Genomic DNA, 26,749 nt, shown 5'->3' on the forward strand with positions numbered 1-26,749 from the left:
TGAGCTGAGCATCTGGGGTTAAGTCGAATAGGGCTTCTAACGTTTAAGTTTGCAGGGGCTTCAATAGAAAATAACGTGTATCAGTCAGCCCACACATAACAAAGCATTTAAGACGGATTCCCAACGCTCGGCATTTTTGGTTTGCTTCAACTTTAGTCTTTACGGCACAATGCTTTAGGTTCAGTGGTCTGTGTTGCTCACCACTTAATGCGGCGTTATACATTATTCAGAGGTTGTAAATTATATGGCAAGATTAATTTTGGTTTGTGGCCCAACAGGAGTTGGCAAAACAACTTACTCATTATCACTTGCTAAAGAAATAGAGGCAATAAAGTTCTCTATAGATCCATGGATGCAAACACTATTTTCAAAAGATATGACCAGTCTAGATTTTGATTGGATGATGGAAAGAGTGAATAGGTGCTCAGAACAAATTTGGCAGGTTAGTGAGCAAATTTTGGCGATTAATGGAAACGTGATATTAGATCTTGGTTTCACTACTAAAGAGCAAAGAGATCTTTTTTCCAATCGTAGTAGAGAGCTTGGTCTAGCTCCAGAAATACATTATTTGAACGCTTCGACAGATACTCGTAAACAGCGTGTCGAAAAACGAAATATAGAAAAGGAACCGGCTGTATACGCTTTTGAAGTGACTGATATAATGTTTAACTTTATGGAACCAAGATTTGAGGTTCCTGATGAAGATGAACTCAAAGGTGGTCGTACAATTAATGCATAACAAATTGCTTAAACGGAAAAATGAAAATTGGCCATCTTTTCGCGATTATAGCCAACCATCACTTACCGCTTAGCAAGGCGTTTAGGCTCTAAAATAATTTAAGTGTCATGTCCGAATATGGCCAGTATTAAATAAATGGGTGTTTATAATCAAACTCTTTATTTAAAGTAAACAGGTTTAATAAATGACAATTAAATTTTTGATAAAAGCACTAACTGAAGATAACTTTCATGAACTCATGTTCAAAAATAAAAAAGAGTTAAAGTTACTAGGTGCCGCCTGGGTCACTGTAGATGCAGAGCCGGGATACCCGTGTCGTGTTTCGCTCTTAGATGCAAAAATAGGTGAGAGAGTACTAGCGTTATCTTTCTTTCACCATAATGTCGATTCACCTTACAGGGCATCTGGACCCATATTTGTCCGTGAAAAAGCTCAAACGGCTAAGTTAAATATTGATGAAGTACCCAAAATGCTAAGACATAGATTACTTTCAGTAAGAGCTTACGATTCAGAAAAGCTAATGATCGGAGCTGAAGTAGTACAAGGAAAAGAGTTAGAATCCGCAATTGATAGGCAATTTCAGAATAAGGATGTTGAATACATTCATATTCACAATGCAAATCCAGGTTGCTTTAATTGTAGTGTTCACCGAGCCTAACAAGTGGATCAACCGGACAAAAAACATTAGCTTTCACTCGTTCCTCGCTAATTCTAGCCAACTATTTTATATCCACTTAATAAGGCGTTAGGTTTTATTTCATTATCTTCATATCATGAGTAAGGAAACTCAAATGTCATATGAATCTCAATTACAAGCTGCACATAAGCAGCTTGAGGATAAAGGTGTATGGAAATCCAATTTTAATCCTCCAATCGCTAAATTACTTAGATTCTGTGGTTTAAAATTCCCACCACCCTATTATCAAAATTTCATGATCAACTTTAGTTTTTCCAGCATTGTCTTCGGTCTATTATTTAGTGTTTTGAATTGGTTTATAAACACCCAAAGGCTCAATAAGCCTTTAACGCAATTAATCTTAGAAGGCGTGTGTGGCGGCTTACTTTTCGGGTTGATTATGTCTGTTTTTTATCTGGTACGTAGAAAACAGCTAGGCTTATCAAGCTGGAAAGATCTAGCATAAACATATAGAAAACCTAACAAATGGTTCAACTGGATTCCAAAACGCTTGGTATTTTTGTAATGGTCAGATTTTATGGTTATGGTGGTCAGATTAGATTTGGTGGCGTTGTTTTTTACTAGTTAACAAGGTGTTATAGCGACTAAGCTGAATGGAAGCTGAACCCATTTCATATAATAATGTATTTATAGTAGTAGAATACGCTTGGAGCTGATTAAACGTATCCTTAAGTGATAATTTACAAAGCTTTATAAAATAAATGAACGAGTGTTATGAAAAAGGTTGTAGTTATTATAGGTTGTATTTTACTCTCAGGCTGTTCAGCTGAATTAAGCACATTGCAGGAAGGGAATTTTGTATCAGCAAATTACGCTAAAAACATGAGAACCAAATGTGTTTTTGATAGTAGTCCAAATATCGAATATCAATATCTTAAACCTTTAAAAGCAGCTAGAGGAACTTATGGTTCTGTGAGTCGTGTTATGCCAAAATTACTTAATAATGCAGATAGAGCAGGTTCAAATACAGTTGTTAATTTCCAAGGTGGTCAACGCTTTGGATTTTGGCCTTGGCGAATTATTAGACCTGTAATGTACGGAACAGGTGTAAACTGGAAAGGTAAAAATGACTTAGAATGTAAAGCTCTTGGTGGAAGAGTTTATGCCATAGAATCTAATCGTAGGGTTTATGATATTACAAATTCTCTAGACCAATAGTACCTTGTCAATTATATAAACGTTTTCAGTTGCAGCATAACAAATGCATCAGCACCTTTTACTACACTCGGTAATCTCAGTTTGCCGGGTGTTTCTCGTTTTTAAGGCTTCAGTTTCAAGTATGATTGTATAGTAGTAAACATGTTATGCAGGCGTTAGGGAGATTGAGGCTATTAAATGGCTATCTATATTGAAAAAGGTTGGGATGTAGCAAATTCGACTTTAATTGCAGAACTGTACGAAGAGGCGTTTGGTTCGAAATTTTGCCGAGCCATTCCTGATAAAACAAACCGTATTTTAGTGCTTTCTAAGAGTTTTCAGCCCGAATATTCATTTGTGGCTTATCGTGATGGCAGCATTGTTGGCTTATCCGGCTTCAATGTTATTGCAGGCTCTCTAACTGGTGGTATTGGTGTTAAAGGGTTAGTCAAAAGTCTTGGGATTTTTCGTGGGCTTTGGGCATGTGCAGTATTCAGTCTCTTTGAGCGTGAACCGGAAAAGGGGGAACTCGTGATGGATGGTATTGCAGTAATTAATGAGTGTAGAGGGCAAGGAATCGGGTCTTTATTGCTAGATAAAATCATTAAATATGCGAAAACGAGTGGCTTCGAGTCTGTAAGGCTAGATGTCATTGACAGCAATCCACGAGCCAAAAAGCTATATGAGTCAAAAGGCTTTACTGCAGTAAAAATAGAGAGCTTTCCATATTTAAAGTGGCTAGTAGGTTTTTCTGGTTCAACAACAATGAAGCTTGACCTAAGAAAGCTTGCCTAACAAGTGGCTAAGGTTCAACGATTTAGGTTGGGTTAAAGACATCGCTCACCACTTAAAACAGCGTTATGTGTACTTATAATTTGGTGCTAAATTTGAGCACTGGTAATCAATTGATATTCTAGGAAGGTAGATGGAAATATTATTTATCGTAAATCTAATTAGTATGCTCTTATGTTATTACGTAGCGAAACAGCGTAAAGCTAAATTAATATTCTGGGTGTTGGCTGCATTTCTTGTAGGGCCTTTAGCGATCCCATTTGTTTTCTTTTCAAAGCAAGCAGGTAAACCTGATAACTAAACTAAAAATTTGGGCCTAGGTACACATTGCAAGTAAACAAATCAGGACAAATAACAGTTAGTTTTTTCTCCTGCGTCACTTATTTTAACCAACGGATATTTGCCCTTTATTTGGGCGTTAACTGGTTGCCGTTTAAGGTGCATCAATGAAAGAACTAATAGAGCAATATACAGGTGTTGATGAAGATTCTCGCCTTACGAGGCAATTCATTACGCAAATGGAGTTTGATACTACAATGCATGTATTAAGCGAGTATCTTTCTCCCGGAACAAAGGTCATTGAACAAGGCGCAGCAACTGGACGCTACTCTCTAAACTTCGCAAAGATGGGCTGTGACGCTACGGCGATTGAGCTTGCTCCTGACCAAGTGAAAATTTTAGAGAGTAAAGCTACAGAGCAGAGTTTATCGCTTTCTATATATGAAGGTAATGCTTGCTCTGTTCCTTTTATTGAAAGTAACTCACAAGACGTATGCGTTATTCTTGGTCCGCTATATCACCTGAAAACACTAGAAGAACGCGAACTCGCTATTTCTGAAGCTAACCGTGTACTAAAGAAAGGTGGCATTCTGGCTGTGGCGTATATTTCTCGTTATTTTGTCGCGGGCATGTTTGCCCAACAGTCCCCAGAGTTGGTCACACCTGAAGTTTTATGTACGTTATTTGAAACAGGCCTAGTGCCAAGTAAATTGGCTGATGGCTTCTTTAACGTTGGTTACTTTGCTACACCACCAGAGATTGAAGAGCTAATCAATAAAAGTAGTTTCACCAAACTACGTCATGTCTCTACAGATGGATTCGGTCGCTATATATCATCAGGTGTAAATAACTTCACTTCAGAGCAATATAACACTTGGCTAAACTACCATTTAAGGACTTGCGATGAGCCTTCTTTATTAGGTTCTAGTAATCACGGATTGTTAGTCGCAAGAAAAACCAGTTAACAAGACGCTAAACCAGAGACTTCACGCTTGGTATTTTTTGCTCTGAAAAAGTATATGCCAAGGTGCTGTGCAGGTTAGCTTAGCGTTATACACAAGCGGAAATGGAGATTATTTATCATGGAAGATTTGGCGAACTCATTACAAAGCATTGGCTTCAAGACCAAAGTCAGAAATGAGAAAATTCCAGTTAAGCTTGATGAGCTTTCAAATCCAATTTCGGTTATCAAAGACATAGCAGCTGACGAATACGAAGTTAAAACGAATGATTCGGCTCTATCGATAGTAGCCTGTTTATTATTATTTAGCGGTTTATGGGGTATCGATGAGAGTACAGGTAACAACTGGATAAACATCGCGCTTATCTCAGCGTCAATATTGTCTTTAGTCACTGTTTTGCTTACAGAGCTTAAATCAAACAAGTTACGTACTACTATAGCTGAGCTTAATCGTGATAAACGCGCATAACAAACTGTTCAACAGGACGCCAAGACGCTCGGCGTTTTTGTCTTTTTCAATCTCTGTGCCTAGGATAGTAACATTTAGGTCGATGGACATCGTTTTTTCACTAATTAACACGGCATTATTTTTACATCGGAGTATTTATGAGTATCGAACTATGGTTCACATTTGTCGCTGCATCAGTTGTATTATTGCTTATACCAGGACCGACAATTCTGACAGTAATTAGCTATTCGATGTCCCATGGTTATAAAGCTAAGATCCCGCTAATTTTGGCCGTTGCACTTGGAGACTCTACAGCGCTTGCTCTATCTTTACTTGGCTTAGGCGTTTTATTAGCTGAATCGGCTTTTTGGTTCCAAGTAGTAAAATGGATTGGTGGTCTTTATTTAATATTCTTAGGTATTAAATTACTAATGGCTGGTGTTAAACCTGCGGATATCAGTAAAAATGAAAACAAGGCTTCAAGTTGGAAGCTATTTATCAACACTTATTTAGTTACGGCTTTGAACCCCAAAGGCATTGTTTTCTTTGTTGCTTTTTTACCTCAATTTATAAATACAAATGCAGAAGTTACATCCCAATTATGGATTCTTGCAATTACATTTGTAGCTTTAGCTGCCCTAAATGCAACGCTGTATGCTGTATTCGCAGGTAAAGCTCAGCAGGTATTATCGTCACCAAAAACTCAACGTATATTTAATATTTTCGGTGGCTCGTTACTTTCTACTGCTGGGGTATGGGCATTGTCAGCTAAGCAGGCACAGTAAAACTAATATGCATTATAATCCCCTCGAGTGTTGATGAATAAAAGGAGTTTTAATGATTTTGAATCACGTATCGGTTGGAGTTAAAGATATCGTATCAGCAATGAATTTTTACGATGCTGTGTTTAAAACGCTATCTATTAATCGAACTCACCTAATTGAAGGTGTCGCGGCAGCCTATGGCTCTAACTTTGAATTTTGGGTTGGTCTACCATCTGAAGGTTATGCGTCGAATGGCAATGGAACTCACGTAGCCTTTAATGCCCCTAATCAAGAGGCAGTTGATAACTTCTACGCAACCGCTATTGAGTTTGGCGCTAAGTGCGAAGGGAAGCCCGGCTTACGCCCAGAGTATGGTGAATGCTATTATGCCGCCTTTGTCCGAGATCTTGATGGTAATAAGATAGAAGCTGTTTCAATGTAGTAAGCCACAAGATAAATAACAATAGTTTCCAGCTAACTCACGCTGCTTAATTTGGCGTTATAAAACTAGGGGATATATATGCTCAAGGAAATTGGTAACACTATAATTAAAACTCATCATATCGCGAAATGTCATTGTGGTTCAGTCGAACTAGAGCTACATCTGCCCAATGGCATTGAAAAACCAAGACGTTGCGATTGCTCAATATGTCGTAGAAAAGGTGCGATTGTTGCGTCGGTTAAATTAGATGGAATTCGTGTAATCAAAGGCCAAGGGTCCATTAAGCTCTATCAATTCAACACCCTCGAAGCTAAGCACTATTTTTGTTCTAATTGCGGTATCTATACCCACCATCAACGACGTTCAGACCCAACTGAATACGGTTTTAATATTGGGTGCTTGCAAGACGTAAACCCTTTTGATTTAGGTGACGTTGTTACTAATGATGGGATTAACCATCCAGCAGACCGATAGTTTTCTAACAAATTGTTCAACAGAAATCTAATGCACTTGGCTATTTGGTATTGGTTTTGTTCGGTTTATTAGGTGGTAGTGGGTTTGTTATTTCTTCTGTCTTAACTAAGCATTCTTTAAAATATCAAAGATTACCTTTTAAGTACCTTGCCATATTAGGTTTGTTGATTGGAACGAGTCACATTATTTCCCAACTTAATATAGCGTACTTTTTATCTATGCTACCACTACCTCTTTTCATCTCTTGGTTTTCAGTTCTTTCTTGTATCAATTTTGTGGCAAGGTCGGTTAAAGGTATACCTAACAATCTGTTCACAGGACTAAAACAGCAATCATTTTGACCCATAATTCTTATCCTGCTAATAAGGGCATTGGCCGCCATGCTGAAAAATACAGAGGCGGCCTAAATATTAGTTGTTTACAAACATATGATTGGCTTTGGTAACACCTCTGTCATAAGTACAAAAAGTGTCTGTAGCCGCTTCAGTTTTACTATGGATCTTGATGTTGGTAATAACCTCAACAGCCCCTGCGTCATAACAAGCTTGTTGTGCATCTTTTACTACTTCGAGTAGTCGGTTTAATTCGCCTTTCATTGTTGTTTCCATCGCGCTCACTTGAAAAGGCACACCAGAGGCTTTTACCGCCTCAATAGCTTTGTCTACTACTTCAAAGTTATTACCTTCTTCTACTCTAGGGATAACTTGGAATGCGAGCATGACTTCATTTAGTAGTGGTTTTTGAGCTGACATCAATAATCTCTCATCGGTTTCTGTTGGTATCGGATAGCGAATAGTAACATTGTTTTTTACTGCCAAGTTTTACCCTTGAGAATAATGGCTAACTAACCATTCAATACAGCAGCTGGCACTTGGCATTTTTGGTCGAAGCGCTTTATTAATCCAGAGTGGTTAATCGAAGTAGAAGTTGATGCTATTGTAAGTCAAGTGACATAACAAAGCGCTAATTAGGACTCCCAACGCGGAGTGTGCTCAACTTGGAGTCTGATGTGCTTGGAGAAGGTATGGAAATTCAAAAAGTCATAACCACCGATTTAGATGCAGTTACAATGCTTGTTTCTGAGGTATCAGAAAAGGATGTACTTCCATTTCTTAATACCCAAGGAAAACAAGAGTATAAAGAACGAGTTCTACCTGATTTAGCTAGTACATTGGATAATAACAAGTTTCTCTCTATTAAGGCTGTTTCAGGTGAGGAATTATTAGGTTTTGCTGCTTTACGTGATGGAAATTATCTAACCCACTTATTTGTTTCAAGCTCGTTGCAGGGTTCGGGATTAGGAAGTGATTTGTTAAATCACTTGCTGAGCAAGACAGACGCCAATGAAATTAGCCTACGTTCGTCGGTTAATGCAGTCGGATTTTACAGTCGAAATGGCTTTACAGCTACCAGCGAGGAAGCTGAGTTTAATGGTATTAGGTTCGTGCCAATGTCTTTAGTTCGCACATAAATAATTCGATACTTAAGAAACAAGTTCCCATTTAGGTTGTTATGCCAAACTATCAAGGTAAAGGGATTGGTAAAAAACTAACTGTCGAATCACTAACGCACGTTAAAGTTCAGCTTGCTCGTAAAAACTCCATATTAAAGCATGTGTTGGTCACCACAAGAGCCGATAATTACGCTCAAAAATTGTATAAAAATACGCTAGGAGCTGAAGTTGAGACGACCATCTCTAACTTATATTCAGCGGACGAGGTTCTGATGATTGCTCGAAACATCAGCCCAGTTTACGAATAAGACATAGGCACAAAAGGCTTTCGATGAAAAACTTAGCAATGGCCATTGTTATTAGAAATGGAAAAGTCTTAATCCAACAACGATTTAGACGGACTAAAGGTATGGTCTATGAATTTCCCGGTGGAGCCATCGATCAGGGAGAGTCCGGTAAACAAGCCGCTATACGCGAATTATGGGAAGAAACGGGGCTCAAAGCCTGTGAGCTTTTGGGGTCACACGTTGCTGAAAATGACTTTGGTGGAGAGATTCACTATGCCCTACTCTCCATTCCAGAAAATACGAATCCGATTGCCATTGACCCTGAGCGGCAACAAGTTTTCTATTGGTTCCCAGTAGAAGACATTCCACTTCAAGACTTCTTCAAGGCTGATGTTTCTTTTATCCGAAAGCAATTAACCGTGTTCATCACCTCTTAACAAAACACTAATCGCTCCAGAGTGCATTCAGATCAGCTAATGACTTAACTTAAACTAATATCAATTGAATTTTACATACCATTAACGTTATCGTGCTCATAGTAGTAACGACTATAATGAGAATGAATGTGATAAAGCTGAGAAAAATGCAGCAGAAAGAGTTCCCTGCATATTGCCAATATTTCGTGGATGACTACAGCAATGAAATTTCCCAGAACTATGGCCACTCTATTCCTGTCGCCATTGAAAAGGCGAAAAAGGACTTACAACGCTGCTTCCCTAATGGGCTAGAAAGCAACCAACACTCTTTATTATGTATCGATGCTGAAATTAAAGGTATAACAACGTTGGTTGGATACTTATGGCACTCCATCAATAACGATGAACAATCGACCTTTATTTATGATTTTTATATCGCTGATGAGTACCGAAGTTCTGGCTACGGCAAACAAGCGATGGAAGAGCTTGAAAAGCAATTAAAGTCAGTGGGAATTCACCAAATCAAACTCAGAGTGGCTTACCACAATAAACGTGCAGTTAAACTGTATGAGAAAGTTGGCTTTACTATTACAGGGTTTAACATGTCTAAGAACCTAGCCAGAGAGCAAGACGCTTAATTAATATCTAAGGATGGATAGTATGAAATACGGTGACGTTTTAACGTTTTGGTTTGACGAACTAGGTCCATCGAAATGGTGGATCAAAGATAATAAAGTCGATGAGCTTATTAGACGTAGATTTTCTGAACTGCACTCTAGTGCGATAGGGTGTGAGCTTTTTGAATGGCGTGAGTCAGCCAAAGGTCGGTTAGCTGAAATTATTGTTTTAGACCAATTCTCTAGAAATATGTATCGAGATACACCTGAGTCATTTGCATCTGATCCTTTGGCATTGGCACTTGCACAAGAAGCGGTAAAACTTGGGCAAGATAGCGATCTAAACGCCACAGAGAGAAGCTTTCTTTACATGCCTTATATGCACAGTGAATCATTAAAGATTCATGATGTTGCAGTTGAACTCTACAAGAGTAACGGTATTGAAGCTAATCTTGAATTCGAGATCAAGCACCGAGATATAATCGCAAAGTTTGGGCGATATCCGCATCGAAATAACATCCTAGGCCGAACCTCTAGCAAAGAAGAAATTGAGTTTCTAACTCAACCAAACTCTTCATTTTGAAGGTAGTCGAGTCAGATAAGCGAATTTAAGGATAAATACAATGCCAGAGAAAAAAACAGCAAGTTGTCTGTGTGGCAGCATTAAAGTAAAGGCCGCTGAGGTTAACCCTAAGTTTACCGTGTGCCATTGTGATACGTGTCGCGCTTGGGGCGGAGGCCCTCTATTTGCCGTTCAGTGCGGAACAGATGTGACTTTTGAAGGCACAGAACACTTGAAGGAGTTCGCCTCGTCACCCTGGGCAACACGTGGTTTCTGTGGTAATTGTGGCACTCATCTTTTTTATCGCTTGAACAAAGTAGGCAGCTATAACATGCCACTAGGACTATTTACTGATATAGATGGCTTAGAGATGAGTATGCAATATTTCAGTGATCAAAGACCAAGCCATTACTGCTTTTCAAATGAAACTAAGGAATTAACAAAAGCGGAAATTGAAGCTTATTTTGCTTCAATGGGCTGACGAGTAGATAGCCTTAATACCGCTGCAGAAATTTTCCACTAAATAGATGCCCAAATAGCTTGCTGATCTCAGATCGCTGTGGGCATTCATTTTCACACTATGTTCAAAAGTAAGTTGGAACTCAGCTCGTTAGACGGTAAATACAACTCTAAGCGCTAACAGAATTAATACGACACCTGACAAACGATCAATCAAAACCGCTTTTGAGCGAATTTTATCAAGCAGCATTGGGCTTGATAGCATAAAGGTGATGAGCGTATACCAAAGGCCATCCACAACCAGTGGAGTCATGACTATCAAGCCCTTGCTAAAAGTATCACTACCTACCGCCACAAACTGACTGAATAGTGCGATAAAAAACAGTGCGATCTTAGGGCTAAGCAGTGAGATTAGGAACCCTTCCTTCGCTGATTGCCAAAGACTCGTCGTTTCACCTGATTCCAACTTAGCGGCTACACCACCTTTAGACTGCAGCGCATTTACCCCTAAGTAGGCAAGATAAGCAGCACCAGCATAACTAATGGTTTTAAATAATAGAGGCGATTGCTGTAATACCACAGCAAGACCAATAAGCGTGATAAAAGCATATATGCCGATACCAAAGGCGTGTGCCCAGGCAGTAGCCAAACCATTAGCTCGACCACCAGCCAAACTATGCTTAGCAACCATGGCAAGACTCGGACCCGGTGACATTGCGCCCAATAAGCAGATAGTAAGAAGTGATAACCAGATGGTGAATGTCATGAGTAACCTATTTATTTTGAGTTGCGTTATGCAGAGATGAAGTATTAAAAAATTCAGTAAGAACCGTATGAGTAATTAAGTGGCGTAGTTCTGGATAAGATTGCAGCTCATCACGAATTTCGTTTAAACGAGCCATGCTTGCCACTTCAACAAATAGCATCATGTCCGTTTCGCCACTGATAGCGTGACACCACTTAACACCATCAATGGTGTATATTTTCTTAGCGTAGCTTTCACAGTGCTGCGTGGTACTCGTCATATCAAACCTGAGAGCAAGGTAAGCCTTAATGATCTCTTGCGGGCTGTCCTCAGCAAGGTGTGCGTGGTATCCCAGTATGATTTGGTCCGTTTCCAATTTCTTGATTCTGGCCGTTACAGCTGAGCGAGATAAGTTAGCTTCTCTGGCAATATCACTGACCGAACGACGCGCATCTTGACGTAGTATATCGACAATAATCTGATCAAATTTATCCACATTTAGCTCCACTACTCATAACTTTCCTTCTATCAGAATCACTTTTTGTATCTCAACATCGCCAGATAGAACGTAATATTTCATTGGTATAAATATCGTTATTTATCAATTAACCATGTTTAAAGCAGCTGTGCAAGCGTTGCAATTCGATGGTCAATGTCTTCTATATCAATATTTCCAAAACCTAGAACAGCACTTTGCCATTGCCTGTCGTTTGCTGTTTCGTGCTCATACATAGCAAGCGGTCTAATAGTAATACCCTTTTCTATCGCCTTCTCGCACAGCTCTAACTCGCTAATCCCAGCTTCCCACTTTATGGTCACATGAAGCCCTGCAGCTTGACTGATCACTTCAACTTTGTCTGAAAAATGACGTTCAATCGCATCTATCATTAGTTCATATTTCTGTTTGTAGAGTCTTCTCATTTTTCTAATATGGCGTAAAAAATCGCCCTCAACGATAAAATCAGCCAACGCTGCTTGTACATGAGATGGAGTATCACCGCTTAACGCGTCTTTGACTTCTAAACAGCGAGCAACCAATCCTTTCGGTACCACCAAGTAACCTAGCCTTAAACCATTAAACATCACTTTACTTAACGAACCGATGTAGAGAACACGTGCGTCTGCACCTATCTTTGCCGATAATCCTTGCAGGCTTGGATTAGGCCGGTGCGCGAACTGAAACTCACTATCGTAATCATCTTCAATAATCCAACGGTTGTTCTCTTTAGCCCATCGCACTAGCTCAATTCTCTGCTCTAGATTTATCGTTGTTCCCATGGGGTATTGATTACTGGGTGTCACATACAACGATTTGGCACGGCTTGTTTTTACTTGGTCCAGATTTAAGCCCACTTTAGGTGCAACATCGACCGGTTCGAGATCAAGCCTTAACAAGCTGATGACTTTACGCATTTGGGCGTAGCCTGGCGTTTCCATTAATATTTTGTCATTTGGCTCCAATGTCGACATTAATGCGATTGATAACGCTTGCTGTGCACCTGAGGTTATGATGATTTGATCGGCACTACAACTGACTGAGCGACTGCTCGATAGATAGTCACACAGGGCCTGGCGTAAATCGGGATCACCTTGAAGATCTTGGCTTCCCAATAAGTTAACGCGAGAAGCGTGTCGTTGTAATAGACGACTCCATTTGCTCATAGGGAAGTGGGTTAAATCAGGAACGCCCGGAGCAAAGCTGCCATTCAGATCTTGTACCTGTGCTCTGTCACAGCCGGAAATATTCGAATTTGATATTGGTGCGTTTTTTTCAAAAATATAATCAGGGAGTTCAATCGCCACATAAAAGCCCGATCCAACTCTAGACTCAAGATACCCTTCAGAGACCAACTGTTCGTACACTGCTATTGCGGTGTTCCGGCTTATGGCCAATTCATTAGCGAGTTTACGAGTCGACGGAAGCTTCCCGCCCTTGGGCCACAGGTTAGCCGAGATCTTCTCTCGGATAGCCGAAAACAACTGCTTTTGCAGTGAGGAGGTAGCTCGGTCAAATGGCAAGTCACCAATATCAATTGGCTGCATAACTGGATCTACTCTTATTTATAAAGTGGCCCTATTTAACCTACCAGTTTGCTTTTATATTGCAACCATCACTGAGTTCTCAGTTATCAAGTAAACGCTGCCGTTTAAGGCAGTATTGAGCCAAAGGAGTGGGATATGTTATCGACAAGCCAAAGAACCCAAATTAAAAAAAGTGCGAGAAAAGCCGATTTTGAGGTTAAAAACCTTTATCAGATCATCGATGAAAGCCTCATTGCTCACATTGCTATTGAAGATAGTACAGGGCCAATTGTTATTCCTATGCTTGCATGGCGCGTGGACAACAATGTCTATATACACGGTGCTAAAAATAGCCGCCTGATCAAACAGTTAAAACAGGCGAAACAGACTTGTCTGACATTTACGTTGTTTGATGGATGGGTACTTGCTCGGTCTGCTTTTCATCATAGCGCGCATTATCGTTCAGCTGTCGTTCTTGGTCAGTTTGAAGCGATTGAAGACAACGCAGAGAAAGACCGTCTACTTAATCACTTTGTCGAGCAAATCGCTCCAAGTCGATGTTCTGATATACGGTTGAGTAACCAAAAGGAACTAACGGCCACAGACCTTTTAGTCATTCCATTGACCGAAGCGTCAGTAAAAATCAGCAACTCGGGAGTAAATGACGACTTGGCCGATCTGGATGTTGAGGCATGGGCGGGAGTTTTACCTTATCGAACGGTTATAGGACCGCTAGAAGCTAGTGAAGACTTACATTCATCGATACCCACACCCGATTACTCACAGGCTTATGGTCATCGATGGCATAAAGAATAGTTAAGAGTACTAGTCATTGCTTATTTGATTCACCATTTATCAGAGACAGCAGTTAGTTTATTCAAGTAAACACAAAGTGACGTGAACTAACCGAGTAAACCGTCACTTTGACGCATAACTACGACAAATTGATAGCTGTGTTTCTAATTGAGAACGAGTAAGCTGATCATCTGAATCATTCAAGGAGCGAATTGATGAGTCAATTAAAGCAGGAAATAACGTTAATATCAGGTATAGGTCAACTCTCGACCACACTTATGGGAACGGGGTTGTTTATGATCCCTGCGATTGCCGCTGGTATTGCCGCTGAAATGTCTCTATGGGCATGGCTTCTACTTTTTATCGCAATTTGCCCTATCGCCTTAACGTTTGCTGAACTTGGAAAACAGTATCCTAGTGCTGGCGGAACCGCATTTTTTGTTCGCAAAGCTTTTGGTCGCCGACTGGAACGCAGTGTGGCATGGCTATTTGTTAGCGTTATTCCTGTTGGTGTACCCGCAGCCGTTGCGCTTGCTGCTGGCTTTTTACAACAGATCATGCCCTCGCCTATCAACACCCCACTAATTACCCAGATACTCACTGTATTTATGCTTGTGAGTGTTAGCTTAATGGGCAGCAAGTCATCGGGACGACTTCAAACTGTGATTGCTCTTAGTATCTTTGCTCTTATTGGCGCATTTTTATGGCAGGGTGATATTTCAACCGCCGATATGGCAATGCCGCCGTTAACCATCGATTCTTTATGGCCGATCACCGCTGCGCTTGGGGTTATGTTTTGGTGCTTTGTCGGCATCGAAGCCTTTGCTCATATGGGAGAGGAGTTCAAGAACCCTCAGCGTGACTTCCCCATTGCAATACTCATCGGCTGTTTTATTGCAGGCGCTACGTACTGGGCATGTTCCGTCGTGATCTTAAAGTTTTCAGCGTATGGTAGTGCTGAGTTTGAATATGCTTCAATCCCTTTTCTTAGTGATCTTCTGTTTGGGTCAAAGTTTGCGTTACTGATCAGTGTACTTGGGTTTTCAGCCTGCTTTGCTAGCGTCAATTTATACACTCAAAGCTTAGCTCGCATGGTCTGGGCTCAAGCAAGAGAATATCAACCGGAAGGTGCAATTGCGAAAGTTTCATCCAGAGGCGTACCCGCTAATGCCACACTCGTCGTTGGTATAATACTGTTGCTTTCTTGCGTGGGAGGTGAAGTTTCAGGGCTCAACTTAGAATTCTTCTTAAAGTTAGCCAATGGAATCTTTGTACTGGTTTATCTACTTGCAATGCTCGCCGCGTTTAGGCTGTTAAACGGTGTTAAAAAAGGATTAGCTTTAGTCTCACTGGTTCTCTGTACGTTAGTCTTCATCTGCCTTGGATGGTCCATGCTCTACGCAGTATCTATTTTCACTTTATTGAGCCTTCCATGGGGTCGATGGATAAAACGGAATAAACGCCAAACAACCTAGCTCTTATAAACACAAAGATAAAGCCGTGATTATTTATTGATTTCCTTAAATTTTCCGGCTTCAACTTGCTGCCAGAACTTAGAAAGATCACTGACCAACTGCGGATTCGTTAACACACTAGTATGACTCTCATTATATCCAGACATTTGTTCAGCTTGCTGCTGAGCAAAAGGGGTTAACTGGCTTGAGAGTGTGATTGTGCCATCACCGCTTGGGTTGGAAGAAACCCGACCATTGTCATAAGCAAACATCAGATAGTGAGGCGGCTTATTTGAGGCGAGTTCTTGGTTAAATAGATTTTTGATGGTGGTACTGTTCGGCGCGATGTCTTTCCATGAAGGCATCACTACAGGAGACATCTCAACCCCAAGCTGAGCAGAATTAACGCCAGCAAATGGTGATGAAATCGATGTGAAGGAAAGAATGTTCTCGCATCTCTGCTGAGCACTACAAATATTAAAGTAGTGCTGGGTTAATACCCCTCCCATACTATGAGCCACAATATGAATAGGCTGGGTGTGTTGATAATCTTCAGCAATCATAGTGACCATCGCAGAGAGTGAGTGTGCAACGAGCGTTAATGATAGTGCAGTTGGATAATTGACTACCCAAGCTTGATAGCGCTCTTTATCCATTCGGTTAATAATTGATTCAAAATCACTCCCGCTTGCGCCCATCCCATGAATAAACAAAACTGGGATTTTGTTTTTGTCATAAGGCTCCATAAAGATCACGCCAGAGTATCGACGTTCAACAAACTCCAACGGGTTCCACATGCCGAGGTATTTCGCCTCATCGCTGAACATTTCATCATCCAGCGGAACTATTCGACCAATGTTCGATCTATTCACTTCAAGCTCGATATAATCGAGTAGCGGTGCTGTCTCTAAGCCTTTAACATAGTTTGTCGTTGAGAGTTTTTCGTCAACATTAATCACCGAATTATTATCCAGTAAATCTTTAATATCTACACGATAGAGTTCTTCACTCGGTTGATAGATAAGATCTCGACTGACATCTTTAAAAAGATAAATAACACTTGTTTGAGCAACAATGGCAGGTATAGCGACTTTAAGGCTGCCCTCATGGATATCGACACTGATGATATCCTCGATACTCTCGGTGCCCATTTGAATAATGACGTACCGATCGGCAGAAGGAAGTTGAAAGGTTATATCCTGAAACTGCTTATTAACTTCGTTGATATCTCGTTCGAGTGTCGCCAACGGGCCACAGCCACTTATCAATAGTACCAGTAGTATTAATATCGCTTTCAATGGAATATCCTTCCCCTAATCAATGTCGGATCTGACCTATCTGCCCCACTGAACAACTGAACATCGTAAGCACGTCAAAACCAACAATGAGTGTTCAAGCATTACTCACTATAGCCATATGCGAGGAAACTTTCTTTGTAATACAAAGAATTGAATCAGCAAAACCACAAATACGCGCATCAATTAACGTTTTCAATTAACTGATTCATAAAAATTAATGAGACTGTGCGATATCGGTTGGTCCCATCGATACGCCTTTTATCTGAGCGTATACATGAGAACCGCAAGATAGCTTGAGCTCTTCACACGCCCAAGTCGTCACGTTGGCCCAAAGTTCATCCTCGCCAAGCGCTACTTTTATTTGCACTTGCTCGCCGTTGTCATTTGGATGTAACTCTTTAATAAACCCTTTTAAAATATTTCGAATACTTGAATTTTCAGGTTTTGACGTACATATCGAGACGTGATTAGCCTCTACACGTACCTTAAGAGAAGTGTTGTGTAGTGATTCATCTAATACACCATTCACCCATAAATGATTACCGTCTTGAAGCTCTAACCGTGTCATTGGATATTGGGTATGACGCTCAACCACTTTGGCATGGAGTAGAGAACTCAGCTCTTGAGCTGCAATCCACGGTCTCATTTCATCACTATTCCAAACTTGGGCAAGCGGGCCTTGCGCTACAACCTTACCTGCATTTAACACCAACATATGATCGGCAAGTTGTAGGATTTCACTTAAACTATGACTGACATAAACGATAGGAATACTAAGCTGCTTAGCGAGCTTTTGAAGATAAGGGATCAACTCTCTTTTACGAGGCAAATCAAGTGATGCTAACGGCTCATCCATTAAAAGCATAGTTGGGGATGTTAATAGTGCTCGGCCAATGGCGACCCGTTGCTTCTCACCACCAGACAATGAGTTGGGATAGCGTTCGAGTAGATCTTCAATTCCCAGTAAGTGAATGATCTTTTGAAAGCTCTCTTTATCTGACTTCACTACGCCATAATTAAGGTTTCCTTTTACGGTGTAGTGTGGAAACAGGCGAGCTTCTTGAAATACATAGCCAATCTTTCGTTTTTCAGGCGGCAGATTAATGATCTTCGAGCTTGTTGTATTTTTTGAGAAAAGAACTCTTTCCCCTAAATGAATATCACCATAATCTGGATGAGATAAGCCACCAAGTACATTAACCAGCGAAGTCTTTCCAGCACCAGAGCGGCCAAAAATAGCGCAAACACCTTGCAGTGGGATCTCCACTTGAACATCAAGTTCAATATCCCCAAGCTGCTTTTTAATATCCACTTTTAGCATGCTGTTACCCCCTTTTTCTGCGCTTTCTTCGTCAGCCACTGAGAAGCAATTAGAGAAGCAAGGGCAATAACAATTGAGATAATGCACAGACGCATTGCCTGAAATTCAGCACCCGGCGTTTCGATAAATGAATACATCGCCAATGGAATCGTTCGCGTCTCGTCTGGAATATTTGAAACGAACGTAATCGTTGCACCAAACTCGCCAAGGCTTCGCGCAAACCCAATGATCATCCCAGATATTATTCCCGGAGCGGTCAAAGGCAGTGTAATCGTCGCAAATACCCGCCAAGGGCTACTACCCAATGTGCGTGCAGCTTGCTCTAAGCGAGTATCAACCGACTCAATCGATTGACGAATAGCTCGAACCATTAAAGGAAAAGAGACAACAGCTGATGCTAATGCAGCCCCTTGCCAACTAAACGAGAAGCTGACACCAAAGGTTTGATAAAGCCACTGTCCAATAAACCCTTGTCGACCCATCGCTACTAGTAGTAGATAACCAATAACAACAGGGGGTAACACTAAAGGTAGGTGTATAACACTATCTAGTAGTGCCTTACCTCTAAACTCAATACGAGCTAAAATCCATGCCGCTAAAATGGCCAATGGCAAGCTTACAACCACCGCAACAGTGGAAACCTTGATACTTAATACTAATGCAGAGAGTTCATATTCTGTCAGCACAATCAATTCACTCCAAAGCCATGTGCAAGAAATACCGCTTTCGCTTCGTCACTTTGCAAATATTGATAAAACTTTTGGCTTTCTGGTGTCGGTTTTTCGCTTACCATCACCATTGGGTATTCAATATTCTGATGGCTAACAGAGGAGAACGTTGCAATTGATTTTACTTTTGAAGAGATCATGGCATCGGTTTGATACACAATACCTAATGGCGATTCACCTCGTTCTACTAGCACTAACGCCCCACGAACATTATTCGCACGTGCTAAATGAGATTTAACGCTTTCCCATTGCTCATAGTGTTCTAATGCTTGCTTTGCGTATTGCCCAACAGGTACGTGATCAGGATCTCCGACCGCAAGGCGTCCACCGTTTAAAAGGTTAACCAAATCCCATGATTTTGCAGCGCCCTCAATTTTTTCACCAACACCTTGATTAACTGGAACAATGAGCACCAAAGAGTTATTAAGCAATGTAACACTGCTATCTGCATCGACGGCTTGCTGCTCAATGACATAATCTAACCATTTTTGATTGGCTGGGAAGTAGATGTCGGCAGGCGCTCCATACGTTATCTGCCGAGCTAAAGCAGAAGAAGATGCAAAAGATAAACGAATGGTCACTTGATGTTGCTGTTGATATTCGTCAGCAATCTCTGACAATGCATTAGTTAGAGAAGAAGCCGCAAATATGGTTACTTTTTCTTTTGCAAATGATGCAGGTATAGCAGTGATAAAAGTCAGCATAAACACTGATATTAAACGCCATACAGCCCCAAATTTATTCCATTTAATCAACATCTACCTATCTATACATCTTATTAATTCGACCACTGTATGACAACACAACGAGCTAACCTTTTAAAGTGATAACCTCTTAATCTGTGAAAGCTCATACTAGACACTGCGACAAGCTAATAAAAGTTATCATCAAAACGTTTCACATATTGTGTTGGCGTTAAACCACGGTGCTTTTTGAACATACGATTAAAACTTTCGATATTCGTATACCCTAGCCGTTGGTAGGTCTGTTGAATAGGAATACCTTTGGCAAGTAGATTGGTCGCTTCGTTACTCAATACAAATCCACACAGCGACGAAAAGTTATACCCTCTTTTGTTCAGCTTTCGTTGAAACTGTTGGTTGGATAACCCAATTAGACTAGACACTCTTTCTAAGCTGGGCAGACCATAATGACAGCTATAGATGATCATTTCGTACACCACTTTCATCTCATCGTCGAACTGCGGCATGCTTAAAAAGTCATCCAAATCTTTGAAGTCTATCGCCATTGGTTTTTTATAGTTTGACTCACGTTGAGCAGGTAAAAAACGCAAATCAGAATCAAACCACACTTCTGTCTGATTATGATTCCAACCAATATCACAGCCAAAATAATCACGATATAGAGGTTTATTATCTCGTGCACCTGACAGCATCACTCTCAGTGGCGAAAAATCTTCTCCCAAATAGACTCTCATCGCTTTCATCATAAACATCGCAACTCGTATGCTGTCGTGAACTTTCACTTCAGAATCAATGCTTGAGCTTTGATATACCCATTTAATAATCTTCCCACTTTGAGAGCCAATCACAAAAGCACCAGATTGCAGGCAAGTAATCCCACTATTGATCCGGCGGATCATTGAAGCCAAATCGTAACCGGAAAACATCCAATGAGCGAGGCTCCCTAACGCAGTTAAATCGACATTTCGTGATCGATTAAGAATGTAATCAGGATCTTGAGTCAGTTGCTCAATCCTCTTGAGAATAAAATTAAACTCCGAGATAGGAATCAGGGTCATTGGGTGCTCAAACACCGTTGCTGGGATTTTTAGCTGCTCTTGTTGCAGGCCATATGCCTGTACAACACTGCGATAAATAGCAATAAAACCGGCTGCTCGAATAAAATTCACGCCCCTCTCCCGACAGAACACATCAAAATAATTCAATAAACGAGTTAATCTATCGTCTTTATAGGCCTCTAGCAACCACTTGGCATAATGTAACAATTCATTTCGTTGAGGATATTTGCATGAGTCTAGTGAGCGTTCCCTTTGTTGGTACGACAGCGGATACTGTTATTCACGTTGTATCAGGTCTAGTTTTAATTGCCACCATCGGTGCTGTGTTGTTTGGTTTTTGGAAGTTCCATGAGCTACCAATAAGTGAAGCTCACAGTAAAAAGCATCAGCAGATAGGGTTAATCACCGCCTTAACATGGATTGGTTTTCTTTGGCATTGGGTTTGGGTTGTTGCCGTTATCGTTGCGTTTGTTGATGCAGAAAAAGCGATCATCTCTATACGTGACACTTGGCGAAGCGCCCCACCACTTAATCAATCAAACGAGGAATCATAATGTTAGAAGGTTTAGCAGTATGGGCTCTATTTATCTATATTTTGAGGCTAGTTGGTATGCCTTGGAATAAGGGCACAAAAACATTCTCCTACCTAGGTGGGACATCTTGGTTGCTGTTTGTTTGGGTAGGTCTAATTAACTACACTCCTATGGATCTTTCTGGTGGATCAATTGTTCAATCTCCACATATTCAACTTCGTCCTGACTCAACTAACATAAATGGTAAAGTGAAAAATATTTATATCGAGCCTAACCAGAGTGTTGAAAAAGGTCAGCTGATCTATGAGATTGAAGACGAACCGTATCAAATAGCACTCGATCAAGCTAAGGCAAACGGAGCGACTGCTCAAATAGCGGTTACTACGGCAAGAGAAGATATTCTATTGGCAGAAAGCGATTATAAGTCGACACTGCATGGCTTAGAAAAATCGCAAAGTGACCTTGATACTGCAAGAATTGATTATGCCCTACAAAACAAAATGTTGAAGCGCTATCAAGAACAAAATGCGGCCGTAAAGAACACCATCACTGCAAGCGATATCGATAAACAAACCAGCATTGTCGCGATAGCAAAGCAGCAATTAAAAACACTGCAAGCTGAGTTAGATAAAGCACGTGTCGATAGCGAACGTGAAAAGTTAGACATCACTAAATCAAAGCTTTCACTGGCAAGTCGTCAATCAGAACTTGATAGCGCAGAGCAAAAAATAGCCAAAGCACAATGGGATTTAAACAGTACCAAGATCTATGCCCCTGCTGATGGTTTTGTCACTAACTTCATTTTGAGAGAGGGTCAGCTGATTTCACGTGTACCGCGCTTACAGATGTACACTGATGAAAAATATGTGCTTATGAGAGTCAATCATCAGGCTATTCGTAATGTGAAACCTGGCCAGGTTGCCGAGTTCTCTTCATCGGTTTACCCTGGGAAAATATTTGCAGCAGAAGTTGAAGGCATTGTTGAAGCAACGGGGGAAGCACAAAGTAATCTTCTAGGCATAGACCCTTCTGTACGTAGTACGACAGGGAAAAACGTAATGAACAAGCACCACTTTGTTCGACTAAAAGTACTCGAAGACGACAACTACGATTTGCCTGTTGGCGCGGTTGGACTGGCATGGGTTAGTGGTGAGAAGCCCGTTGCGTTTATGTCATTCTTAGATGTTATTCGCGGCATCATTATTCGCATGAAGTCTCAATTGTACTTCTTCTATTCTGTTTAATAGCCCCCCAATGAGACCCGACTGCTTGAATTAGTACTAGGGTCTTATTTCAACAACATTTTTAATGAACAATAGCATTAATGAACAATATGAATTAAATGCACTCAAGTTTATATTTGAATTGCAAATTGCAACTCGATCGCAAAACGCAATCGCACTCTGCAATCGATGGTGAATTTAACAACGAAAATAGACGCAATTGCAGTCAATTATGCACTCTAAAACTTGGCACATATACTGCAATACTAATATTGACCCTTCTTAAGCCGAGGGTCACCTAGCCAACTGACGTTGTTAGTGAACCTATTTGTTCACAAATATTTATATCGGCCAATTGCATACTTGCAGTTGGCTATTTTTTTGCCTCAATTTTGTCATCGATCATAATTTTACTTCCCAACACTGCATTTTCCCCCTGCCTTAGTAGAATGGCGCTACTTGTTTACGTATTTAGGTAACCTTGATGGCAACGGACTATCATCAGCGTTTAACACCTGTTATTCGACATCTAGAAAAACATTACAACTCTGCCCTAAACCTTGAAGAAGTGGCTAAGTTAGCCTGTTTATCTCCGTATCATTTTCATCGTATTTTCAAGGCGGTGACAAGCGAGACGTTAAATGACTACTTAAGGCGACTACGTCTTGAGAACGCTGCCAACGACCTATTCTATAAAAAGCCCGCCATTACGAATGTTGCATTAGAGTACGGATTCTCTAGCTCCCAAAGCCTTGCTAAGGCGTTTAAACAGTATTTTAATCTTACGCCAACACAAATTCGTCAATGTGAAAGCATCGATACGTTTTCGTCACTGTTGAAAAGCAGCAAGATTGGACACTCGTTGCGCAAGATCGGACACGCCTCTTCCAGCGAGGATTCTTATACTGCCCCTGAACTAACAAAAAGGAGCAACAACATGACAGCTGAAACGATGGAAATTCAACACTTTGATGCGGCAAACCTCGCATACGTTAGAGTCAATGGTCCTTATGGAGAGAACTACGATCCTGCTATTGGAAAATTATATGGTTGGGCTGGGCCTAATGGCTTTGCACAAAACGGCAATATTTTTATCTATCACGATAACCCTGAAATAACACCAGATGAGAAATGCCGTACTGATATATGTCTTTTTGTTGATGAAGATACTGTCCCGACTAATGGAATAGAAGCGAAACCATTCTCTGGGGGTAAGTATGGGGTGATTAGAAAAATCATTACTGACAAGTCGCAATACGCTTCTACTTGGGACCTGCTAATGTCCCAGATTGTTAAACAAGGGATCGAGAGCGATGATAGGCCTTGCTTCGAGTTCTACCACAGCTATGACCTTAAAACTGGTGTCGCTGATGTCAGTTTTTGTACCGCAGTGCGCTAGTTAACTCTACTGCGCAAATATGATTTGTCGCTCTAGCTACAAAAAGTGGAGCGACAAAATGAACTCTAATGCATACCCTGCAAGTTAAATTCACAAAAATCCAACAACCTCTCAATCAAACCTAAACACTCCGCAAAATAAACCGAACGCTTTTCTATATTATTATAGAAACACAATTATCTGATTTTATTGATAAAATACACATTACTATTTTACGTAAACGGTTTTATCACAAATAGCCTATTGACTCGTAGATTTTTCGCATCATAATCCTCGCGTTTGCCTGCAATTTGGCTATTGTTTTTACTATTAATTGTTGTGGAGAAAAAGATGTCTGCTGATAATAACTACAGTCTCGGGCCGGTTCCATCATCGGCTAGAAAAGGGGTTTTGTCCCTTACCATGGTAATGCTCGGGCTTACTTTTTTCTCTGCAAGTATGTGGACCGGAGGCTCATTAGGTACAGGGTTGTCGTTTAATGACTTCTTCCTCGCAGTCCTTGTTGGTAACCTTATTCTTGGTCTATACACCTCAGCTCTAGGTTACATCGGTGCTTCAACCGGCCTTTCTACTCACCTTCTCGCTCGCTTCTCTTTTGGTTCAAAAGGCTCTTGGTTACCTTCCGCACTCCTTGGCGGCACACAGGTTGGCTGGTTTGGCGTCGGGGTGGCTATGTTTTCAATCCCTGTACATAAAGCAACAGGAATTGATACCAACACACTGATCATTGTCTCTGGCCTGCTAATGACCGCAACGGTCTATTTTGGCATCTCAGCTTTGATGGTGTTGTCTGCGATTGCGGTTCCTGCGATTGCACTGTTAGGTGGCTTCTCTGTTTTTCAAGCAGTTGATAGTGTGGGGGGTGTTGCCGAACTACAAAAAGTTCAACCAGAACAGCCTATCGACTTCTCTATTGCACTCGCCATGGTCGTCGGTTCATTTATCAGTGCAGGCACGTTAACTGCTGATTTTGTACGTTTTGGTAAAAAGCCAGCAAGTGCGGTCCTAATAACAATGATTGCTTTCTTTATTGGTAACTCTTTAATGTTTATCTTTGGCGCAGCAGGCGCTGCCGCGACAGGTCAATCTGATATATCTGAAGTTATGATTGCACAAGGGTTATTAATCCCAGCAATTATCGTATTGGGCCTAAATATTTGGACGACTAACGATAATGCACTTTATGCATCTGGCCTTGGATTTTCAAATATTACCGGGTTATCAAGTAAATACCTTTCAATGATAAATGGTGTTATCGGTACTTTATGCGCACTGTGGCTTTACAACAACTTTGTTGGCTGGCTAACGTTCCTTTCCCTTGCCATACCACCCATTGGCGGCGTCATTATTACTGACTTCATCATCAATCGTAAGCGTTATAAAAACTTTGCAGAAACCGAGTTTAAAACAATCAACTGGGCAGGTATCCTTGCTGTTGTAATCGGTGTTGCAGCAGGCCACTTCCTCCCAGGTGTTGTTCCTGTTAACGCTGTTCTAGGTGGTGCACTTAGCTACTTAGCATTAAACGCTTTGCTTAATAAAGAAACGTCTGCTGAAAAGTCTGTGGCGTAAGGAATAATAATGACAAGCTTACTGATTAAAAACGCACGCCTTAATAATGATGGCGAGTTAAAGCAAGTGCTTATCGAAGATGGCAAGATTAGCCGTATCTTCGACAATACAGAGTCAACAACGTTGACGGTTGATACTCTTGACGCTCAAGGTGGGCTAGCGGTCGCGCCTTTTTGTGAGCCTCATATTCACCTTGATACAACCCAAACAGCTGGTGAGCCAAGTTGGAATATTTCAGGTACGTTATTTGAAGGTATCGAGCGTTGGTCTGAGCGAAAAAAAACACTCTCTATTGAAGATGTTAAATCGCGCGCTAAGCAAACGCTAAAGTGGCAGATTGCCAATGGTGTTCAACACGTAAGAACACACGTTGATGTTTCAGATCCAACGCTTGTTGCTCTTAAAGCAATGGTTGAAGTACGCGAAGAGATGAAACAGTGGGTTGATATTCAAATCGTCGCGTTTCCTCAAGAAGGTATTCTTTCTTATCCAAATGGTAAGGAGTTACTAGAAGAAGCGGTTCAACTTGGTGCTGATGTCATTGGTGCAATACCACATTTCGAGTTTACTCGCGAGTATGGTGTTGAGTCACTGCATTATGTATTTGAATTGGCTAGAAAGTATGATCGATTAATTGATGTCCACTGTGATGAAATTGATGATGAGCAGTCACGCTTTGTAGAGACATTAGCGGCGTTGGCCCACAAATTTGAAATGGGTGACAAGGTAACGGCGAGTCATACAACAGCAATGGGGTCGTATAACGGTGCTTATGCTTCTCGTTTATTCCGACTATTAAAAATGTCTGGCGTTAACTTCGTCGCAAACCCGCTTGTGAACATTCACCTGCAAGGTCGTTTCGATGATTACCCAAAACGTCGTGGTGTAACACGCGTTAAAGAGATGCTAGCCGCTGACATTAATGTCTGTTTTGGTCACGATGATGTCTTTGACCCTTGGTACCCACTAGGTACAGCGAACATGCTTCAAGTTCTGCATATGGGGCTGCATGTATGCCAAGTCATGGGTTACGATCAGATCAACAACTCGCTCGATTTGATCAGCACCAACTCAGCACGTACGCTCAATATTCAAGATAACTATGGTATTGAATCAGGTAAGCCGGGTAACTTGCTGATTTTACCTGCTGAAAGTGGTTTTGATGCGGTTCGTCGCCAAGTTCCTGTGCGCTACTCCATTCGTCACGGTAAAGTTATCGCAGAAACAAAACCTGCGGAAACAACGATTAATCTTGAGCAAACTGAACAAGTGACGTTTAAGCGTTAATGACTGATCTTTAGGATCAAAAAAAGGGAGATGATGTTCACTATTGCTAGTAACTTCATTTCCCTTTTCTGTATCAATAACCT

At 40.9% G+C, this 26,749-nt stretch carries 31 protein-coding genes and 1 pseudogene; 23 read left to right on the forward strand and 9 right to left on the reverse strand.

Features of this window, described 5'->3' with window-relative positions:
* The first annotated feature begins 244 nt into the window (after positions 1 to 244).
* The 10 genes from L4D20_RS20400 to L4D20_RS20445 all read left to right on the forward strand — a co-directional run bounded on the left by L4D20_RS20400 (position 245) and on the right by L4D20_RS20445 (position 6,733).
* Positions 245 to 739, forward strand: a complete 495-nt coding sequence (locus tag L4D20_RS20400) for a P-loop nucleotide/nucleoside kinase family protein (RefSeq protein WP_428803431.1) — start codon at positions 245 to 247, stop codon at positions 737 to 739.
* Positions 740 to 923: 184 nt separating this feature from the next.
* Positions 924 to 1,397 (forward strand): DUF1203 domain-containing protein, encoded by a 474-nt coding sequence (locus tag L4D20_RS20405; protein WP_428803432.1) that lies wholly within the window; start codon positions 924 to 926, stop codon positions 1,395 to 1,397.
* Between the two features lie 133 nt (positions 1,398 to 1,530).
* The gene (locus L4D20_RS20410; RefSeq protein WP_428803433.1) at positions 1,531 to 1,881 is read left to right on the forward strand and encodes a DUF6404 family protein; all 351 of its coding nucleotides are present in this window, start codon (positions 1,531 to 1,533) and stop codon (positions 1,879 to 1,881) included.
* 269 nt (positions 1,882 to 2,150) lie between these two features.
* The gene (locus L4D20_RS20415; protein WP_428803434.1) at positions 2,151 to 2,594 is read left to right on the forward strand and encodes a hypothetical protein; all 444 of its coding nucleotides are present in this window, start codon (positions 2,151 to 2,153) and stop codon (positions 2,592 to 2,594) included.
* A 177-nt stretch (positions 2,595 to 2,771) separates the two neighbouring features.
* Positions 2,772 to 3,368 carry a GNAT family N-acetyltransferase gene (locus tag L4D20_RS20420; protein ID WP_428803435.1) on the forward strand — a complete coding sequence of 199 codons (597 nt, stop codon included), beginning with the start codon at positions 2,772 to 2,774 and terminating at the stop codon, positions 3,366 to 3,368.
* 443 nt (positions 3,369 to 3,811) lie between these two features.
* Positions 3,812 to 4,609 carry a class I SAM-dependent methyltransferase gene (locus L4D20_RS20425; protein WP_428803436.1) on the forward strand — a complete coding sequence of 266 codons (798 nt, stop codon included), beginning with the start codon at positions 3,812 to 3,814 and terminating at the stop codon, positions 4,607 to 4,609.
* A gap of 117 nt (positions 4,610 to 4,726) precedes the next feature.
* Complete coding sequence (locus L4D20_RS20430; RefSeq protein ID WP_428803437.1) at positions 4,727 to 5,074, forward strand: hypothetical protein; 348 nt, start codon at positions 4,727 to 4,729, stop codon at positions 5,072 to 5,074.
* A gap of 137 nt (positions 5,075 to 5,211) precedes the next feature.
* A complete protein-coding gene (locus L4D20_RS20435; RefSeq protein ID WP_428803438.1) occupies positions 5,212 to 5,838 on the forward strand; it encodes a LysE family translocator in 627 nt (208 codons plus the stop codon).
* A gap of 52 nt (positions 5,839 to 5,890) precedes the next feature.
* Complete coding sequence (locus tag L4D20_RS20440; RefSeq protein ID WP_428803439.1) at positions 5,891 to 6,259, forward strand: VOC family protein; 369 nt, start codon at positions 5,891 to 5,893, stop codon at positions 6,257 to 6,259.
* A gap of 78 nt (positions 6,260 to 6,337) precedes the next feature.
* Positions 6,338 to 6,733: a GFA family protein gene (locus tag L4D20_RS20445; protein WP_428803440.1), complete on the forward strand. Its 396-nt coding sequence runs from the start codon at positions 6,338 to 6,340 to the stop codon at positions 6,731 to 6,733.
* A gap of 410 nt (positions 6,734 to 7,143) precedes the next feature.
* Here L4D20_RS20445 and L4D20_RS20450 read toward each other — a convergent pair whose 3' ends face one another.
* Complete coding sequence (locus tag L4D20_RS20450; RefSeq protein WP_428803549.1) at positions 7,144 to 7,485, reverse strand: thiamine-binding protein; 342 nt, start codon at positions 7,483 to 7,485, stop codon at positions 7,144 to 7,146.
* 272 nt (positions 7,486 to 7,757) lie between these two features.
* Between L4D20_RS20450 and L4D20_RS20455 the strand changes: the two genes are divergently transcribed.
* The 6 genes and pseudogenes from L4D20_RS20455 to L4D20_RS20480 all read left to right on the forward strand — a co-directional run bounded on the left by L4D20_RS20455 (position 7,758) and on the right by L4D20_RS20480 (position 10,549).
* Positions 7,758 to 8,204 carry a GNAT family N-acetyltransferase gene (locus L4D20_RS20455; protein WP_428803441.1) on the forward strand — a complete coding sequence of 149 codons (447 nt, stop codon included), beginning with the start codon at positions 7,758 to 7,760 and terminating at the stop codon, positions 8,202 to 8,204.
* Between the two features lie 38 nt (positions 8,205 to 8,242).
* Positions 8,243 to 8,494: pseudogene (locus L4D20_RS20460) on the forward strand (GNAT family N-acetyltransferase); the annotation flags it as partial.
* Between the two features lie 23 nt (positions 8,495 to 8,517).
* Positions 8,518 to 8,910: an NUDIX hydrolase gene (locus L4D20_RS20465; RefSeq protein ID WP_428803442.1), complete on the forward strand. Its 393-nt coding sequence runs from the start codon at positions 8,518 to 8,520 to the stop codon at positions 8,908 to 8,910.
* 128 nt (positions 8,911 to 9,038) lie between these two features.
* Positions 9,039 to 9,527, forward strand: coding sequence for a GNAT family N-acetyltransferase (locus tag L4D20_RS20470; protein WP_428803443.1), 489 nt, complete (start codon positions 9,039 to 9,041; stop codon positions 9,525 to 9,527).
* Positions 9,528 to 9,549: 22 nt separating this feature from the next.
* Positions 9,550 to 10,089, forward strand: coding sequence for a DUF924 family protein (locus L4D20_RS20475; protein WP_428803444.1), 540 nt, complete (start codon positions 9,550 to 9,552; stop codon positions 10,087 to 10,089).
* 40 nt (positions 10,090 to 10,129) lie between these two features.
* The gene (locus tag L4D20_RS20480; RefSeq protein WP_428803445.1) at positions 10,130 to 10,549 is read left to right on the forward strand and encodes a GFA family protein; all 420 of its coding nucleotides are present in this window, start codon (positions 10,130 to 10,132) and stop codon (positions 10,547 to 10,549) included.
* A gap of 129 nt (positions 10,550 to 10,678) precedes the next feature.
* On the opposite strand, the gene L4D20_RS20485 is transcribed toward L4D20_RS20480, so the two are convergent.
* From L4D20_RS20485 to pdxR, 3 genes are all read right to left on the reverse strand, one after another.
* On the reverse strand, positions 10,679 to 11,293 hold the full coding sequence (locus L4D20_RS20485) for a LysE family translocator (RefSeq protein ID WP_428803446.1): 615 nt from the start codon (positions 11,291 to 11,293) through the stop codon (positions 10,679 to 10,681).
* A 7-nt stretch (positions 11,294 to 11,300) separates the two neighbouring features.
* A complete protein-coding gene (locus L4D20_RS20490) occupies positions 11,301 to 11,768 on the reverse strand; it encodes an Lrp/AsnC family transcriptional regulator (protein WP_428803447.1) in 468 nt (155 codons plus the stop codon).
* Positions 11,769 to 11,887: 119 nt separating this feature from the next.
* Complete coding sequence (pdxR, locus tag L4D20_RS20495) at positions 11,888 to 13,315, reverse strand: MocR-like pyridoxine biosynthesis transcription factor PdxR (protein WP_428803448.1); 1,428 nt, start codon at positions 13,313 to 13,315, stop codon at positions 11,888 to 11,890.
* A gap of 135 nt (positions 13,316 to 13,450) precedes the next feature.
* Between pdxR and L4D20_RS20500 the strand changes: the two genes are divergently transcribed.
* Both L4D20_RS20500 and yjeH read left to right on the forward strand, forming a co-directional pair.
* Positions 13,451 to 14,110, forward strand: a complete 660-nt coding sequence (locus L4D20_RS20500) for a pyridoxamine 5'-phosphate oxidase family protein (protein ID WP_428803449.1) — start codon at positions 13,451 to 13,453, stop codon at positions 14,108 to 14,110.
* A gap of 194 nt (positions 14,111 to 14,304) precedes the next feature.
* The gene (gene yjeH / locus L4D20_RS20505) at positions 14,305 to 15,564 is read left to right on the forward strand and encodes an L-methionine/branched-chain amino acid transporter (RefSeq protein WP_428803450.1); all 1,260 of its coding nucleotides are present in this window, start codon (positions 14,305 to 14,307) and stop codon (positions 15,562 to 15,564) included.
* A 29-nt stretch (positions 15,565 to 15,593) separates the two neighbouring features.
* On the opposite strand, the gene L4D20_RS20510 is transcribed toward yjeH, so the two are convergent.
* The 5 genes from L4D20_RS20510 to L4D20_RS20530 form a co-directional block, all read right to left on the reverse strand.
* Positions 15,594 to 16,841, reverse strand: a complete 1,248-nt coding sequence (locus tag L4D20_RS20510; protein WP_428803451.1) for an esterase/lipase family protein — start codon at positions 16,839 to 16,841, stop codon at positions 15,594 to 15,596.
* A gap of 214 nt (positions 16,842 to 17,055) precedes the next feature.
* Positions 17,056 to 18,162: a molybdenum ABC transporter ATP-binding protein ModC gene (modC, locus tag L4D20_RS20515; RefSeq protein WP_428803452.1), complete on the reverse strand. Its 1,107-nt coding sequence runs from the start codon at positions 18,160 to 18,162 to the stop codon at positions 17,056 to 17,058.
* Positions 18,156 to 18,848, reverse strand: a complete 693-nt coding sequence (modB, locus tag L4D20_RS20520) for a molybdate ABC transporter permease subunit (RefSeq protein ID WP_428803453.1) — start codon at positions 18,846 to 18,848, stop codon at positions 18,156 to 18,158. The genes modC and modB overlap by 7 nt, the downstream gene beginning before the upstream one ends.
* 2 nt (positions 18,849 to 18,850) lie before the next feature.
* Positions 18,851 to 19,648, reverse strand: coding sequence for a molybdate ABC transporter substrate-binding protein (gene modA / locus L4D20_RS20525; protein ID WP_428803454.1), 798 nt, complete (start codon positions 19,646 to 19,648; stop codon positions 18,851 to 18,853).
* Between the two features lie 113 nt (positions 19,649 to 19,761).
* Positions 19,762 to 20,763, reverse strand: coding sequence for an AraC family transcriptional regulator (locus tag L4D20_RS20530; protein ID WP_428803455.1), 1,002 nt, complete (start codon positions 20,761 to 20,763; stop codon positions 19,762 to 19,764).
* A gap of 119 nt (positions 20,764 to 20,882) precedes the next feature.
* Here L4D20_RS20530 and L4D20_RS20535 point away from each other — a divergent pair, with 119 nt between their 5' ends.
* The 5 genes from L4D20_RS20535 (at position 20,883) to L4D20_RS20555 (ending at position 26,666) form a co-directional block, all read left to right on the forward strand.
* Complete coding sequence (locus L4D20_RS20535; RefSeq protein ID WP_428803456.1) at positions 20,883 to 21,206, forward strand: MFS transporter; 324 nt, start codon at positions 20,883 to 20,885, stop codon at positions 21,204 to 21,206.
* On the forward strand, positions 21,206 to 22,429 hold the full coding sequence (locus L4D20_RS20540; protein ID WP_428803457.1) for an HlyD family secretion protein: 1,224 nt from the start codon (positions 21,206 to 21,208) through the stop codon (positions 22,427 to 22,429). The genes L4D20_RS20535 and L4D20_RS20540 overlap by 1 nt, the downstream gene beginning before the upstream one ends.
* 463 nt (positions 22,430 to 22,892) lie before the next feature.
* A complete protein-coding gene (locus L4D20_RS20545) occupies positions 22,893 to 23,807 on the forward strand; it encodes an AraC family transcriptional regulator (RefSeq protein ID WP_428803458.1) in 915 nt (304 codons plus the stop codon).
* A 330-nt stretch (positions 23,808 to 24,137) separates the two neighbouring features.
* Positions 24,138 to 25,379: a cytosine permease gene (codB, locus tag L4D20_RS20550; RefSeq protein WP_428803459.1), complete on the forward strand. Its 1,242-nt coding sequence runs from the start codon at positions 24,138 to 24,140 to the stop codon at positions 25,377 to 25,379.
* A gap of 9 nt (positions 25,380 to 25,388) precedes the next feature.
* Positions 25,389 to 26,666, forward strand: coding sequence for a cytosine deaminase (locus L4D20_RS20555; RefSeq protein ID WP_428803460.1), 1,278 nt, complete (start codon positions 25,389 to 25,391; stop codon positions 26,664 to 26,666).
* Positions 26,667 to 26,749: the final 83 nt, after the last annotated feature.

Origin of the sequence: Vibrio kyushuensis (genome assembly GCF_050337325.1) — a bacterium.
In the GTDB taxonomy this organism is placed as follows: Bacteria; Pseudomonadota; Gammaproteobacteria; order Enterobacterales; family Vibrionaceae; genus Vibrio; species Vibrio kyushuensis.